Raw genomic sequence first — 14,319 nt, 5'->3', positions numbered from 1 at the left:
AGGCTACCGTGTACACACAAGTTGATTGATCCGTCATTGCCGAGACCCTTCGCCCCCTAAATCCCCCAAAATTGGGGGACTTTGAATGCTAGGCAATCTCTCTGGGTCAAAGTCCCCCAGATTGGGGGATTTAGGGGGCTGAAGCCGATTGAAACGAAGCGATTCCGGACTTGTGTGTACACGGTAGCTCACCAAGGAGAGGGAACCAGACTCTAGCCCCCTTTTCCTTCGGGAGAAGAGTTGGCGAGGGCTTCGCCCCACTTTGTGAGGAGGGCGATCCGAGACTCTACAATTGTCGAAGTTATTTAATTCTCATTCCTAAGCAAAAGTACTCACCACAAGATTACTTCAGCCTCTACTTGACGAGAATCAAAATTCCAGATATTCTCTCAAATCAAGGACGCTTTTTCGTCGCGAGAAGGTCGTCCGATCGCCCAAAAAATCTAGTCTGTCGCCGCCCAAGGCTGTTAGAGCAACCGAGGGCAGCTAACCCGTGAGACTGATACACCCAGTCCAGAGGGCTAATGGAGGATTTTAACACTCCTTTGGCCGCTCCGACTTGTCACGATCGTCGGGGCGGCTAGTTTTTTGGGTTTCTTCGGAAACTTAAAATTGGAGTACCCATCATGGCAGAGCGACTTTTGAACGCTGGCTTTTGGCTGTGCGATTACGCTTACGCAATTTTAGAATGGCTGCAATTTCGCTTGCTTCCCGATACCATTCCCCGTTTTACAGTGACTTCGTTTCGCGTTCCACTTCAGGATCTTTTACCGGATAGTGCCATTCCTCAATCTGACGAATTTGAAGCGCTGCGCGTATTAATTATCGGTTCTACAGACGGTGTGACCGAGACAATTCAAAACCTACATGCACGAGGATTTGCAGAGCCTAGCGCCTGGAGTCCTCTACTTCCCGCGCCCAACTTTGGAAACGTAATGAGCATTCTCACCAGACAGCGAAGAAAATCAGACCGATCGTAACCTTCAACAAAAAGAAACAAAGGGGATGTCAAACCCCACTCCGCCCACCGGAACAGTTTTTTCATCCCTCATCCCTCATCCCTCATCCCCTAACCATCTCCCTCGCCGTTGTGCTGGTAATCCGATCGCCCGTTGCCGCATCAAACCAGTGAATTTCTTCAACCGGAATCGACAGCTTAACTGGGTCGCCCACGCTAATCCCTTGATGAATTTCCATGAGCGCTCGAATGGTCATCGGTTCACGATTGGCATTCTCAACTTTAATGCTGATCAGATTGTGCATTCCTAGATTTTCAACTAAGAAAACTTGACCTCTAAGGGCGGATTCTTCGTTCGATCGCGACAGATGCACATGTTCTGGACGCAGACCCAAAATGATTTCTTTAGTAGAAGTTCCCTGCGGAATTGGGATACGAGTGCTGCCGACGATCGCATTACCACCCTCACAAGGAACGCGCAAAAAGTTCATCTGCGGACTGCCAATAAATCCGGCGACAAACTGATTGGCGGGATGAGTATAAATCCGTTCTGGTGTGTCAAACTGCTGCAAATCTCCATTGTTCAAAACTGCCACTTTGGTTGAGAGCGTCATGGCCTCAGTTTGGTCGTGCGTCACATAAACGACAGGTGCATTTTGCGATCCAAATAGCTGTTTGAGTTCTGCCCGAACGTGTTCTCTGAGCAATGCATCCAGGTTACTCAACGGCTCATCTAACAGAAACACATCCGGACGGCGTACTAGAGTCCGAGCGACGGCAACCCGTTGACGCTGACCGCCAGAAAGCTGACCTGGCTTGCGTTCCATTAATTCGTCCAGCCCCAAGAAATCAGACACTTCCTGAATCCGTTGCTGGATTTCTCCCGCAGGCGTTTTGCGAAGCTTCATCCCAGACGCAATATTTTCGCGCACCGTCATGTGAGGATAAAGCGCATAACTTTGGAAGACCATTGCAATATTGCGATCGCCTGGCCCCAATCGGCTCACATCTCGCCCGTTAATCAAAACCTGACCACTGGTTGGCTGTTCTAACCCAGCAATCAACCGAAGAATCGTCGATTTTCCACAGCCCGACGGCCCCAACAGCGTCAAAAACTCACCCGGCCCAACACTCAAACTAATGTTTTTGACCGGGACAACCTTGGGATTATAAGCCTTGCGTAGATCTACAATCTCAAGTCTTCTGTCGATCGTTCTTTCGTCTTGCATCGGTTTCATGGTTCTAATCCTTTTATCCTTTAACGGCTCCTGCGGTCAGACCTTGTACAATTCGACGTTGGAAAAACAACACCAGCAAAACTAGCGGAATGGTGCCTAAAACGGTGGCGGCGGCGATCGGCCCAAACGGAATCTCAAACGGGGACGCTCCACCCAGTTGTGCGCCTGCTACGGGGACAGTTTTCATCTCTTCACGAGTGATAAACGTCAGCGCAAAAATAAACTCATTCCAGGCAGAAATAAAGGTAAGAATCCCAGTGGTCACCAGCGCAGGAATCGTCATCGGCAAAACAATCTCAAGCAACATCCGCCAAGTGCTGTAACCATCGACTCTTGCAGCATCTTCTAAATCCTTGGGCAATTGCTGAAAGAAACTCCGCATAACCAGAATTGTCAACGGTAAATTGATTGCTGTGTAGGGAATAATTAACGCCAAATAATTATTGCCCAGGTTCAAAAATCGAACAATTTCCAGCAAACCTAAAAACAATAGAATTGGAGGAAACAACGTCACGATCAAAACACCCGCAAGGATCACACGTTCGCCTTGAAGTTTTAATCGAGCCAGCGCATACGCGGCAGGTGCCCCCAATCCTAAAGCGAGAATGGTAGAGGCAATCGAAACTAAAGCGCTATTGAGAATGTAATTAAAAAACGGACGACGCGCAAACAACTCTTGATAGTGAGTCAGCGTATACCGACTGGGGAAATACACATTTGGCACAGCAGAGATGTCAGCGTTTACCTTAACCGAAGTCAACAGTTGCCACAAAATCGGAGCTAAACAGAACAGAACGGTGAACGCAACCGCCAACGGCAAGATCACCTTTCGCAATGAAGCCCGACCCGACCCCGACGGTGTTTTGCGATTAATATGCTCAGGAAAAACAGTAGTCATGGATCAGACCTCCCCGGCTGCTCTAGCTCTCGATCGCGTTAAGAAGAAACTAGCGATCGCGACCACCAACACCAACAGTAAAAATGTCACAACTACCAACGCTGCACCGTATCCAAAATCGAGATAGCGCATCACAGTTGCGTAAATGTAAAGTGAAACCGTTTCCGTCGCACCACCGGGCCCACCGCCTGTCATGACTGAGATCAAGTCAAAGATTCCGAAGGCTTGCGCTAATCGGAATAGTAACGCAATCACCACTTGAGGCAGTAATAAAGGCAGCGTAATTTGACGAAAACTCTGCCAGGGAGACGCACCATCGATCGCTTGCGCTTCATACAAATCACTGGGAATGGATTGCAAACCTGCTAACAACAGAATGCTAATAAAGGGCGTTGTTTTCCATACGTCAGCAACGATTACAGATATCATCGCCAATGTCGGATTACCCAACCAGTTAATTCCATTTTGAATCAATCCCAACCGCAATAGGATGTCATTGACAACCCCATATTGATCGTTAAAGATCCACGTCCAGGCCAGCGCGATTAATGCAGTCGGTAACGCCCAGGGGAGAATGGCGATCGTTCTCACAATCCCTCGCCCCCTAAAGGTTTGGTTCAATACTAGAGCGATTCCCATGCCGATAATCAGTTCTAGCAAAACTGAGGAAAACGTGAAGACGGCTGAGTTCCATAAAGTCCCCCAAAATCGCCCATCCTGCGCCATTCTTCCGAAGTTAGTCAGTCCAGTAAACGAAGGATTTAGCTGATTCCCCAAATTCTGAACAAACAAACTTTGCCAAAACGCCCGCAAAATCGGATATGCAAATACCAGAGCCAAAACTAACAGCGCTGGAACCGTCAAATACCAGCCCGCTCGTCGCTCTCGTTCTCGAATAATGTCTTGTGTCATAGTTCTCTCCTCAAGCATTTGCACCCAATAAAGAGCGCGTTTCATTGGCGGCCGATTTCATCGCATTTTCAGGAGTCATCCGACCCGACAGCGCAGCACTTAAATAGCGTTGCAGAATATCAGAAGCTTGGGCATATTGTGCGATCGGCGGACGCAAAGCCGCATTATCTAAAACCTGCAAAACCAGTGGGAAAAATTCGTACTTGGCTAACAGATCTTTGTCGTCATAGAGCGATCGCCGACTGGGTAAATAACCCGTGTTTAAAATCAGCTTTTTCTGCACTTCAGGACTAGTGAAATATTGCACCACTTTCCAGGCTTCTTGCGGATGTTTGGTCGTGCTGGCAATTCCCCAACCCCAGCCTCCTTGACAAGCGGCACTTTCATATCCGGGCGCGTGAACCATCGGACGAATGCCAACTTTGCCCTTGACCGGAGACTCATCCGCATTCAATAGCGCCCAAGCATAAGGCCAATTTCGCATAAAAACGGTGTTGCCACTTTGAAACAGGCGACGCGCTTCGTCTTCCTGATACGTGATCACCCCACCGGGAGAAACGCCCTGCTGAATGGTGCTGGTGAGAAATTTGAGGGCATCGATCGCTTTTGGCTGATCTAGTCCAACCTGATTGGTTTTGGGGTCAACCCAGAAGCCACCATTCCCTTGCAGCACTTCAATAAACATGGCTGCTACACCTTCATACTGTCGCCCCTGCCAAACGTAGCCCCACCGAGCCGCATTTTCTTGCTGTAACGCTTTAGAAGCTTGGGTCAAATCAGCAAAGGTTTCGGGCGGCTTAAGGTTGGCTTGATCGAGCAGATCAGTTCGGTAATAGAGCATCCCGACATCTGTCCGCCAGGGCAATCGATAGAGCTTATCTTTGTAGCGTCCACCGTTAATATCTCCCGGCAAAAATTGCTTTAATTCTTCAGCGGGGACGAGATCATCTAACTCACGAAGCCAGCCTGCTGCTGCAAATTTGGGCACCCAGGTCACATCTAAATTGAGCAAATCGTAGGGCGATCCACCTAACAAAAAGGCTGAAGTATTCAGGTCTTCGATCAAGTTTGATGCGTTCGGGCCTTCGATCATATTGAGGCGAATTCCCGGATTTTGTTGCTCAAACTCTCGAATAATCGGCTTAAAAGGTTCGACTTCTGGCGCATTCATCAAGAAGGTCAAAACCACGGGCTGAGACATCGCAGGCAAGATTACCAGCAACGCGCTCAACCCAAACGCAGACAGGACTGTAACCACTCGAAAGAGTAACGATCGCCGCCAAACTTTCGCAAGATTTTGTCTAATAAATTCCAGGATTTCCATAGAATTGTGTGGACGATCGTAGCTTGCTGGCAGTGCCTCGCTCGATCGCACTAAAAAGGTTAAGTAAAGTGAATTTTCACTTCAAAGAAGCAATTGAAATCCCATCAAATGCTGTTATCAGCAGATGAGAAACTTATGATACGAATCTCATAGCTCACAACTCATCTTCTTGAAGAGGTATAAGATGAGACAAAATATTAAATTAAATTAAGACCCAGTTGGTAAAAGGGTGACTATTCTTCGATCCCAGCCAAGTTATCACTGATCCCAGTTCTAAGAATGAGCTATTCAAAAGTTAGCAGGACTGAGTATTTTGAACGAATAATTTTGAGTAGATAGTATTCATTCACTCGACCCAATGTTGCGATCGCTCCACTGCTTTCTGCCAGATCACAAAGTTAGCTAACGCTTGCTCAGATCCATTTCCGGGTTCAAACACGCGATCGAGTTCTCTTTGGGCAATGAGCGTCTGATAATCTTCCCAAAAGCCCATCACCAGACCTGCCGCAAACGCAACGCCCTGCACGGTCGCCTCACGCATTTTGGGACGCTCGATCGCAATTCCCAACACGTCTGCCTGAAACTGCATCAAAAAGTCGTTCTCACAAGCGCCGCCATCGACTCTAAGGCGCGTTATTTTTAGAGGACTACATTTCTCGATCGCCTGCACCACTTCTTTGACCTGATACGCGATCGACTCCAAGACCGCCCGAATTAGATGTGATCGTCCTGTCCCACCTGTAATCCCCCAAAATGCGCCTCGTGCCGTCATATCCCATCGAGGAGCGCCCAACCCACTGAGAGCAGGCACAAAATAAACGCCGCCGTTGTTAGGAACCTGTTGAGCGATCGTCTCCGTTTCAGCCGCCGTTGAAATCACTTGCAGACCATCTCTCAGCCACTGAATGCAAGCCCCGGTTGTGAACATGCTGCCTTCGAGGGCGTATCCCACTTGATCGGATTGAGTCCAAGCGATCGTTGAAATGAGTTGTGGAGATCGCACGATCGATTTGCCACTGTGAGCCACCAAAAAACAGCCCGTTCCGTAAGTGCATTTGACCAAACCGGGACGATCGCACCCATGCCCCAAAAGAGAGGCTTGCTGATCGCCCAAAATCGCCGTAATCGGAATTTCTGCCCCCCACAAACTCGCATCCGTCACGCCAAATTGACTCAAACTCGGCTGAATTTTAGGCAACACATGAGACGGAATCGCAAACAGATCCAACAGTTTTGCATCCCAGTCGCGAGTCTCTAGATTGAATAACATCGTGCGGCTGGCGTTGCTGTCATCGGTTGCGTGAATCTTTCGTCCGGTGAGATTCCACAAAATCCAGGTGTCGATCGTGCCTGCTAACACATTTTCTAGCGGTGTCTCAGACACGACGTGTTCTAACAGCCAGGATAGCTTCGTCGCCGAAAAGTAGGCATCCAAAATCAGTCCAGTACGATCGCAAATGTCTGGAGCGTACCCGCGATCGCGCAACTGATTACAAAGGGGAGCCGTCCGCCGATCTTGCCAAACGATCGCATTGTGAAGTGGCTGTCCCGTCGTTTTGTCCCACAGCAAACAAGTTTCTCGCTGAACGGTTAGCCCGATCGCCGCAATCTGACTCGGCTCAATCTGGGCCCGCTGCATCGCCGTCTGCATGACTTCACAAGTAGCCTGCCAAATTTCTTGGGGATCGTGCTCCAACCATCCAGGCTGCGGATAGTGCTGTGTCAACGCCAGATAAGCCTGACCGGCCACGCTCCCCGATGAATCAAACAAAAAAGCGCGATTGCCCGTCGTGCCCAAATCAAGCGCCAAAATATAGCCAGCGGGAGTGATCATCTCAATGAGAAGCGGTTTTAGTTCTTCTCCAAAGCCTACCTTGAGACGAGTCAATGTTAGCGATCGACGTTGAATCAACCTGAATTCAATTACAAGCTTTAAAGGCTAATAAACTCACCCAAAATGGAGAACTTTGAGCCGAAACGCTTGCCTTAAAGTCTCCCAGAATTGGCAACTTGGAGGGCAGAAGACGCAAACACCGAAACGAAAAACTTCACCAAAGTTCCGAAAATTCAAGGCTGACCTTTACAGGAGATCGATCGCGCTAATCACCGCTTGAGAATCTGCAACAGCACCAAACACGCCACCCTGCATCGTCACCATTTTGAGCGCCGCTACATGATTGCCGTAATCCGTTGCGCCTGTGCAGTCCGATAGAATCAGACACTCGTAGCCGCGATCGTTGGCATCTCGCATCGTCGTATGTACACAAACATCGGTCGTAATGCCCGTGAGAATGATGTTTTGAATGCCTTTTCGCTTGAGCAGCAGATCCAGATCGGTGGCGTAAAAAGACCCTTTGCCAGGTTTGTCGATGATGGCTTCTCCCGGCAGGGGTGCCAATTCTGGAATAATTTCCCAGCCAGGCTCCCCTCGGACGAGAATTTTGCCACAAGGCCCAGGGTCACCGATGCCAGCGCCGATTTGCCGACTGCGCCACTGCTTATTTTCGGGTAAGTCAGACAGATCGGGTCGATGACCTTCGCGAGTGTGAATGATCGAGAAGTGCTTGGCCCGCGCCACTGAGAGCAGATTTTTGATCGGCTCGATCGCCCGCCGCGTCAAAGACAAATCGTAGCCCATGCGATCGACATACCCCCCAACTCCGCAAAAGTCGGTCTGCATATCGATCACCAAAACCACCGTATTCTCCGGACGCAGATCTCCATTGAATGGATACGGATAGGGATCTGCCTCAACAAAACAGCCCATAACTCACCTCAGAACGATCGCTTATTCTAAGGATCTACAGAGTTCTCGCCATCAATTAGGTATCTTGCATCACTTTTTGATCAGCTTTTGGATCAGCATTAGCGAAGATTCAAATTGCGAATCTCAGCTTCGATGCGAGATTTCATATCAGGATTTTGGCTCTGCCGTTGATAGCTGTTGAATTCGTCGCGGCTAAGTTTGTACTTATCCTGAACGATCGACTTCGCCTGAGCCGAAAAATTATCGCAAATGCCCTTGACTTGATCGCGCACATTAGACGACACCTGCGCCAGGCTAGACGATTGACAAACGTTGCTCGGCACGTTGCCCCCCGTAAGTTGCTTGACTTGATCGAGGAGCGATCGCCGCATCTTCTCAATCTCAAAGGCGGCTTTCACATAGCGCGTAAACGTCGATTCTTCTTGAGCATGGACTGCTGTATCAAACAGTTGAGTAGGTTGCCCTGAGAGATTAGGAGCAACGCCAGTCAGTAGTCCGAGTGTCGAAAGCGTCGCGATCGTCAGCGATCGGGCTAAAACTCGGTTGAGTTGAAATGGAAAGCGAGAAACACGGTTCATCATAGTGTGTGTGACATTCCGCAAACTAGCACACGGTTGAGGTTCAAGATTCATGAATTATTTTATGAGCAAGAAGTTCCAGAAGTCAGCAAGAATTTAGTTTTGGGATCAAGTGATTTTAGTCACTACTGAGGAAATGGCACTAACTAAAAATTTGACAAAGCTCGATCACCTTCGTTTGCATAGCGGCCGTTTCGTCAATGCCGCGTTTGAGACTGAATTCTAGTTCGAGGAGTAGCGGAAGGGTTTGTTGAAGCTGATTAACTGAGAGTTTAGCCAATTCTTTTTGCAAAAAGTAAAGTTTTTTGGGGTTATTTAACTCAGCCGCCTGAGCGATCGTGCGTTCATCTCGCTCTCCCGATTGCATCATGATTTTGATCCATAGGCGTTGTCTAAATTGATTGATTAAAGTCACCACGATTTTAATGGCAGGTTCGTTTTGACGCAGCAAATCTGTGACCAGTTCCAAGGCTTGATCGGTTTTACCTTCGAGAATCATTGCCACTAGCTGCAAACTGTTTTGGCTGGTCGTGGTGATCAAGGGAGCGATCGCTTCCACGCCCAAGGGTTTTTTAGAGTCGCCCGCAAATAATCGGATTTTCTCCAACTCACTATAAAGCTGTCTCGTGTTATTGCCGACGGCTTCGACCATAAATTCTGCACCAGCGATCGATAGCTTGACCCCGACTTCTTGCGCGACTCGCTGCACCTGTTTGAGAAGAAGATCAGTTTTCCAGGGCGGAATGGGCGAAAATTCTTGAATCTGAGCGTATTTTTGCAGCAGCTTGGTCGATTTCAAGCGGCCGTCAGGCTTTACCGAACTCGTCATCAAAAACGTTGTCGTTTCAGGAATTGCGGGAAAGGTACGATCGAGTTCTGCCAAGAGTTCTTCTGAGCAGCGCTGAGTTAGAGCCGTATCGACCAGCCAGACAAACCGATTTCCCGACCCAAACGGCGGTGTCATCGCTTGATTGAGACCTTGAATGACGGATTCTGGCTGATCAGGAGAAATTTTGTCAAAGTTAAAGCTCTCCCAAGTGGGATCGAGCGATCGTGCCTGCAACCTCTTGACGGCTTGGGCGATCGCAAAACTATCTTCTCCCCAATACAGGTAAATTGGCATAGGACAGGGATGAGGGATGAGGGATGAAGCGCTTAGAACTCGTGGGATAAAACGTTCTGGCGGTGCTGAATCAGGGGATGAATTGCCCCAAAGCGGCGGGAAACCTAACATTCAAAGTCCCCCAATTTTGGGGGATTTAGGGGGCGAAAAGATGGACACTTCTCACAGATTCATCCCTCCAATCAGCAACGCCAACGTTCTAATCTGCGAGGGCAGGGTTTGTTCTTATAGCCGTGAATTAATTCGTCAGGTTTGTTTGAACGTTGATTTAATCCATGATCTTAGGCATTTTGCTGAGTGATTTGTTTTGATGTAACTCTTGTGGGAATTAGAGCATAGAACTCAACCTTCCTTTTCATCCCTCCTCCCTCCTCCCTTCCAGATTTCTCTCGCTGAAGTTTTCTTAAGCTTTTCTCTACTTCGGCAGCTTTTAGAGGCAATACTGAGATCTCTGAAGAGTAAGAGACACTTTTAAGAGACACTTTACCGCTAGATTAAGGAAGGATTTCTAAACTGTCGATTATAGGTGAGGCGATCGAGTTGGACGAGAATTATCAGACCTACCTCAACCGGGTGATCCGGATGACGCTTCCAGACACCTACAAGTCTCAGGTGCAGCATATTCAAGAATCGCCCAAGTTTAAGCCGTCTGGAGAAGATTGGCAAGCGAACCCGTTTCCAGGCTATACCGTGGTGACTCCTTGCGGCGCAGATGATCCGGAGAATGCTGCTCTGTTCGATCGCCTCACTCAATTTCAGTCTCAGGTCGCTCAAAAAGTTGGGTTGGATCTGCTCGCTCCCCTTCCGGCTGAGAGTTTTCACTTGACGCTGGCCGATTTGATTTGGAACGGCACCTATCATCACGCTTTGAGCCAAAATCCAGCGTTTGAGGAGCAGTTGCGCGATCGCATTGCCCAAAGTTTTCAGCAGTGTCAGCCGCTTTCTCAAAGAAACCCGATTCGTTTTCAGGTGTTGGGCCTGATTGTGATGACGCGGGCAGTGGCGGTTTGTCTGGCTCCAACCGATGAAGAGTCTTACGATCGCATTCTCAAATTGCGCCGTGCGATTTACCAAAACCCGGATTTGATGGCGATCGGCATTGAGCAACAGTACTACTTCACGCCTCACATCACGCTGGGATATTTTGGCGACACCTCACAGGTCGAGAGCAATCGTCTCAGCCAAACCTTTGACGAACTCAACAAACAATGGCTAGAGCAAGAATCACAAACGTTTCTAGTCCATCGGGCCGAACTTCGCAAATTTGATGACATGACAACCTACTACCGCGATCCCAACTGGGCCAGCTTTGAGTTTTGAGGGACTGAGAAAATGTAAATTCGCAGAAATGCCTCACTGCAACTGTCAATCTGGGAACGCCTCCTAAATCTATGAAAGAAGCTTGACAACGCAGCGAAAAGACTTGATCAAACTGACGCTGCACTAAAAATGGCTCTAAGCGGGATCAGTAGCAGTCCGGTTGCTAAGAGAAACAGCAGACCCATTACCCCCTCTAGCGGCCTGCCTGCTGGGCCGGTGAGCCACTCTGAGGCATCTTTTTTGAGGTGAATCAATTGCGCGGAGTCAAGAGTCGCGATCGTCCACACCCATCCTGCATGAAGCCCCCAAGCCAGCCCAAGACTTCCAGAATTTGCCCCCAGCGCTAGACAAAGCACCACGCCCATTAGAGAGAGTCCGGGAAGCTGAGGAATATTTTCTTTGCCTTCCCAAACTAAATGGAGCAGGGCAAAAATCAGACTGGACGCGATCACCGCTGTCCAAAAATCAAACTCTGCCAAAAGCTGGTTAAACAGAAATCCTCGAAACACTAATTCTTCAATCCCGCCTACCAGCAGTCCGAGTAAGAGGGTGGGCAGTAAAACAGCAGCTAGTTTTGTCCCAGGCTCAGTACGCCACTCCAGCCAGCCCAAAACCGTTTGTAGGGTAAAAAGCAGGATTAAACCGATCGCGCCCAACCCAAGCCCAACACCGAGAGAAGACAACGTTTGTCTATTCCAAATCAGACCATAGCTGGAGAAGGGGATGTTCTGAATCCAGGCAACGCCCCAAAGAACGATCGGAGCCAGCAGATACAGTGAAGCAACCAGCGACAGCTTTTGGCGAACGTCTAAAGGCTTGAAAGGGTGCCATTTGAGAAAGACGGCGAGGGGAATGGCGATCGGGAGCCAAACCAAAAGCCAACCGACAAAAAAAACGCCCACCCTCACCCACACAGGAGCTTCTGCAAAGGCTGCAAAAAACTGGGACGTGCGATCGAGCGTAGGCATAAATTTTTCCAAACAACAGCATTATCAAGACTCAATTTGAAGACAGTCTTTCTGAGTGCTATTCTTCTTCTTCCTCAAGATGAACTCCGTTTTGACTACTCTTATCAGCGTCAATCTGAATGAGATGAATATGCTTATAGCCCAGCTTAATTTCAAACTCATCTCCGGGTTTTAAGCCCATCGCCTTGGTATAGGCTGCACCGATTACAATTTGACCGTTTTGATGAACACTGACGCGGTAAGTTGGCTCACGCCCCCGACCATCTTTAGACCCTTCTGGGCTAAGTGGAATTCCCCTAGCAACCAACAAAGCATCATAAAAATCAGTCAGATTGACACGGGTTTGGTTGTTTTTAGTAACCGTGTAATAGCCGCAGCGTTTGGCAGTTTCCCGCCGAGGCAAGTGCGACAGTTCTTTTACTTTTTGAAGTAATGCCTTCCCTGTCAAAGGGGCAGTTGCAGTTTCAGTCATCTGCTACAGAATATCCCTACGATTTCTGAGTGGTAAATAGAGTCAATTTTGAATGTTTGACTTAATAAAATATATCTCCAATCTGCAAAACTTGAACAGTAATTTTCAATATTTTTTTTGGTATTAATAATTTCAATAATAATTTCGATCGAGCCTCGCCCTTTCTCAAACTTTCTCAAATCGATGGTGAATGGAAGTTGTTTCAATACGCCTCATCTAGGCGAGACAAAAATTTCTATTTTGCAGATGTCTTAAAGAAGTTGACGTTAAACTTTTTGGACAAATCGGCTCACCTTGAGAAATTTTACTTATCCAAAAGCGATAATCTATGCATCGATATTGACAGGTCGTAACTCAGCCAATCCGCTTAGAGGCTGGTGATGCGCTAGATTGATTACAAGGGAATTGGGCCGACTGCCCGCAACATTTAAAGCGAGAACTGATGAAGCTGCTTTTTTCGTAACAAGCTATTAAATGCATAGATAATTTATTACTAAACAGGAAATCTCTGACTGATTTTTTAGCTCAACTCTCGACTGCTCACCCTCCACATTTCAAGGTCTCGTTATCAGAATGCAAGTTGTTTTTAAAGTCGTCCGGCAAAATCAGGGCTACGCTTCTGCCATTCACTCCTACAGGCTGGAGGTTGAGTCAGGAAACACAATTCTCGACTGTCTCAATCAGATTAAATGGGAGCATGACGGGACGCTGGCTTTTCGGAAAAACTGTCGAAATACGATTTGTGGCAGTTGTTCAATGCGAATTAATGGGCGATCGGCTCTAGCCTGCAAAGAAAATGTGGGTAGCGAAATTGCTCGATTTCCCTCGGATTCTGAGGTGCCCGAAATTACCATTGCTCCGATGGGTAACATGCCCGTGATCAAAGATCTGGTGGTCGATATGCAGGGATTTTGGGCTAATCTGAAAGCCGTCGATCCCTACGTGAGTACCGCAGCGCGGCAGATTCCAGAACGCGAATTTCTCCAAACTCCAGAGGAGCGATCGCAGCTTGACCAGTCGGGAAACTGTATTCTCTGTGGAGCCTGCTATTCAGAATGCAATGCCCGCGAGGTCAATCCTGATTTTGTCGGGCCTCATGCCCTAGCCAAAGCCTATCGAATGGTGGCAGACAATCGTGATGACCAAACCGCAGATCGCTTGGAGAAATACAACGAAGGAACGGCGGGCGTTTGGGGCTGCACGCGCTGCTATTACTGCAATAGTGTGTGCCCGATGGAGGTCGCGCCAATGGATCAAATTGGCAAGATCAAGAACGAGATTTTAGTCGGCAAAACGGGGCAAGAGAGTCGATCGATTCGACATCGTAAAACGCTGATCAGTCTCGTCAAACAAGGCGGCTGGATCGATGAGCGGCTGTTTGGGTTGCAGGTGGTGGGCAACAGTTTTAGAGACCTGAGAGGGCTATTGAGCCTTGCGCCTTTGGGATTGAAGATGATCACCCGTAAGAAGTTTCCGCTTAAGTTTGAGCCATCTGAAGGGGTGAAGGAAGTGCGATTGTTGATTGAATCTGTTCAATCTTATGAGGCACAATCAAAGAGTTCTATCACGTCTTCTGACTCATGAGTTCTCAACCTCCCGCCCCAAACAATCAAGATCCCCAGTCAGAACCTCCCGCTTTTGGCTGGAAACCTTACGCAGAACGGATCAACAGCCGATTTGCCATGATCGGGTTCGCCGCTTTGCTGATTCTTGAATTCTCGACAGGCCAGGACTTTTTTAGCTGGATAGGCTTGAGATAAT

General features: G+C 48.3%; 14 protein-coding genes. 4 read left to right on the top strand and 10 right to left on the bottom strand.

Annotated features, from left to right (window positions below; all coding sequences use genetic code 11):
• Positions 1–626 precede the first annotated feature (626 nt).
• Positions 627–980 carry a hypothetical protein gene (locus ACKFKF_RS06520; protein ID WP_446866935.1) on the top strand — a complete coding sequence of 118 codons (354 nt, stop codon included), beginning with the start codon at positions 627–629 and terminating at the stop codon, positions 978–980.
• A gap of 82 nt (positions 981–1,062) precedes the next feature.
• Here the strand turns inward: ACKFKF_RS06520 and ACKFKF_RS06515 are convergent, their stop codons facing one another.
• From ACKFKF_RS06515 to holA, 8 genes are all read right to left on the bottom strand, one after another.
• Positions 1,063–2,196 (bottom strand): ABC transporter ATP-binding protein, encoded by a 1,134-nt coding sequence (locus tag ACKFKF_RS06515; RefSeq protein WP_446866934.1) that lies wholly within the window; start codon positions 2,194–2,196, stop codon positions 1,063–1,065.
• Between the two features lie 13 nt (positions 2,197–2,209).
• The gene (locus tag ACKFKF_RS06510; protein WP_446866933.1) at positions 2,210–3,094 is read right to left on the bottom strand and encodes a carbohydrate ABC transporter permease; all 885 of its coding nucleotides are present in this window, start codon (positions 3,092–3,094) and stop codon (positions 2,210–2,212) included.
• Positions 3,095–3,097: 3 nt separating this feature from the next.
• A complete protein-coding gene (locus ACKFKF_RS06505) occupies positions 3,098–4,006 on the bottom strand; it encodes a carbohydrate ABC transporter permease (protein WP_446866932.1) in 909 nt (302 codons plus the stop codon).
• Positions 4,007–4,016: 10 nt separating this feature from the next.
• Positions 4,017–5,381, bottom strand: a complete 1,365-nt coding sequence (locus ACKFKF_RS06500; RefSeq protein ID WP_446866931.1) for an ABC transporter substrate-binding protein — start codon at positions 5,379–5,381, stop codon at positions 4,017–4,019.
• A 295-nt stretch (positions 5,382–5,676) separates the two neighbouring features.
• Positions 5,677–7,242: a glycerol kinase GlpK gene (gene glpK / locus ACKFKF_RS06495; RefSeq protein ID WP_446866929.1), complete on the bottom strand. Its 1,566-nt coding sequence runs from the start codon at positions 7,240–7,242 to the stop codon at positions 5,677–5,679.
• A gap of 168 nt (positions 7,243–7,410) precedes the next feature.
• On the bottom strand, positions 7,411–8,097 hold the full coding sequence (gene biuH / locus ACKFKF_RS06490; RefSeq protein WP_446866928.1) for a biuret amidohydrolase: 687 nt from the start codon (positions 8,095–8,097) through the stop codon (positions 7,411–7,413).
• 98 nt (positions 8,098–8,195) lie between these two features.
• Positions 8,196–8,678, bottom strand: coding sequence for a DUF4168 domain-containing protein (locus ACKFKF_RS06485; RefSeq protein WP_446866927.1), 483 nt, complete (start codon positions 8,676–8,678; stop codon positions 8,196–8,198).
• Between the two features lie 139 nt (positions 8,679–8,817).
• Complete coding sequence (gene holA / locus ACKFKF_RS06480; protein ID WP_446866926.1) at positions 8,818–9,798, bottom strand: DNA polymerase III subunit delta; 981 nt, start codon at positions 9,796–9,798, stop codon at positions 8,818–8,820.
• A gap of 540 nt (positions 9,799–10,338) precedes the next feature.
• On the opposite strand from holA, the gene ACKFKF_RS06475 reads away from it, so the two are divergent.
• On the top strand, positions 10,339–11,118 hold the full coding sequence (locus ACKFKF_RS06475; protein WP_446866925.1) for a DUF1868 domain-containing protein: 780 nt from the start codon (positions 10,339–10,341) through the stop codon (positions 11,116–11,118).
• A 107-nt stretch (positions 11,119–11,225) separates the two neighbouring features.
• On the opposite strand, the gene ACKFKF_RS06470 is transcribed toward ACKFKF_RS06475, so the two are convergent.
• Positions 11,226–12,086 carry a CPBP family intramembrane glutamic endopeptidase gene (locus ACKFKF_RS06470; RefSeq protein WP_446866924.1) on the bottom strand — a complete coding sequence of 287 codons (861 nt, stop codon included), beginning with the start codon at positions 12,084–12,086 and terminating at the stop codon, positions 11,226–11,228.
• A gap of 58 nt (positions 12,087–12,144) precedes the next feature.
• Positions 12,145–12,558: an AbrB family transcriptional regulator gene (locus ACKFKF_RS06465; protein WP_446856238.1), complete on the bottom strand. Its 414-nt coding sequence runs from the start codon at positions 12,556–12,558 to the stop codon at positions 12,145–12,147.
• A gap of 573 nt (positions 12,559–13,131) precedes the next feature.
• On the opposite strand from ACKFKF_RS06465, the gene ACKFKF_RS06460 reads away from it, so the two are divergent.
• Together ACKFKF_RS06460 and ACKFKF_RS06455 are read left to right on the top strand one after the other, a co-directional pair.
• Positions 13,132–14,142, top strand: a complete 1,011-nt coding sequence (locus ACKFKF_RS06460) for a succinate dehydrogenase/fumarate reductase iron-sulfur subunit (protein WP_446866923.1) — start codon at positions 13,132–13,134, stop codon at positions 14,140–14,142.
• Complete coding sequence (locus tag ACKFKF_RS06455; RefSeq protein WP_446866921.1) at positions 14,139–14,318, top strand: chlorophyll a/b-binding protein; 180 nt, start codon at positions 14,139–14,141, stop codon at positions 14,316–14,318. The genes ACKFKF_RS06460 and ACKFKF_RS06455 overlap by 4 nt, the downstream gene beginning before the upstream one ends.
• Position 14,319 lies beyond the last annotated feature (1 nt).

Source organism: Phormidesmis sp. 146-12 (assembly GCF_052939495.1).
Note: the sequence above shows the minus strand (reverse complement) of the source record. Positions and strands in the feature narration are given on the sequence as shown.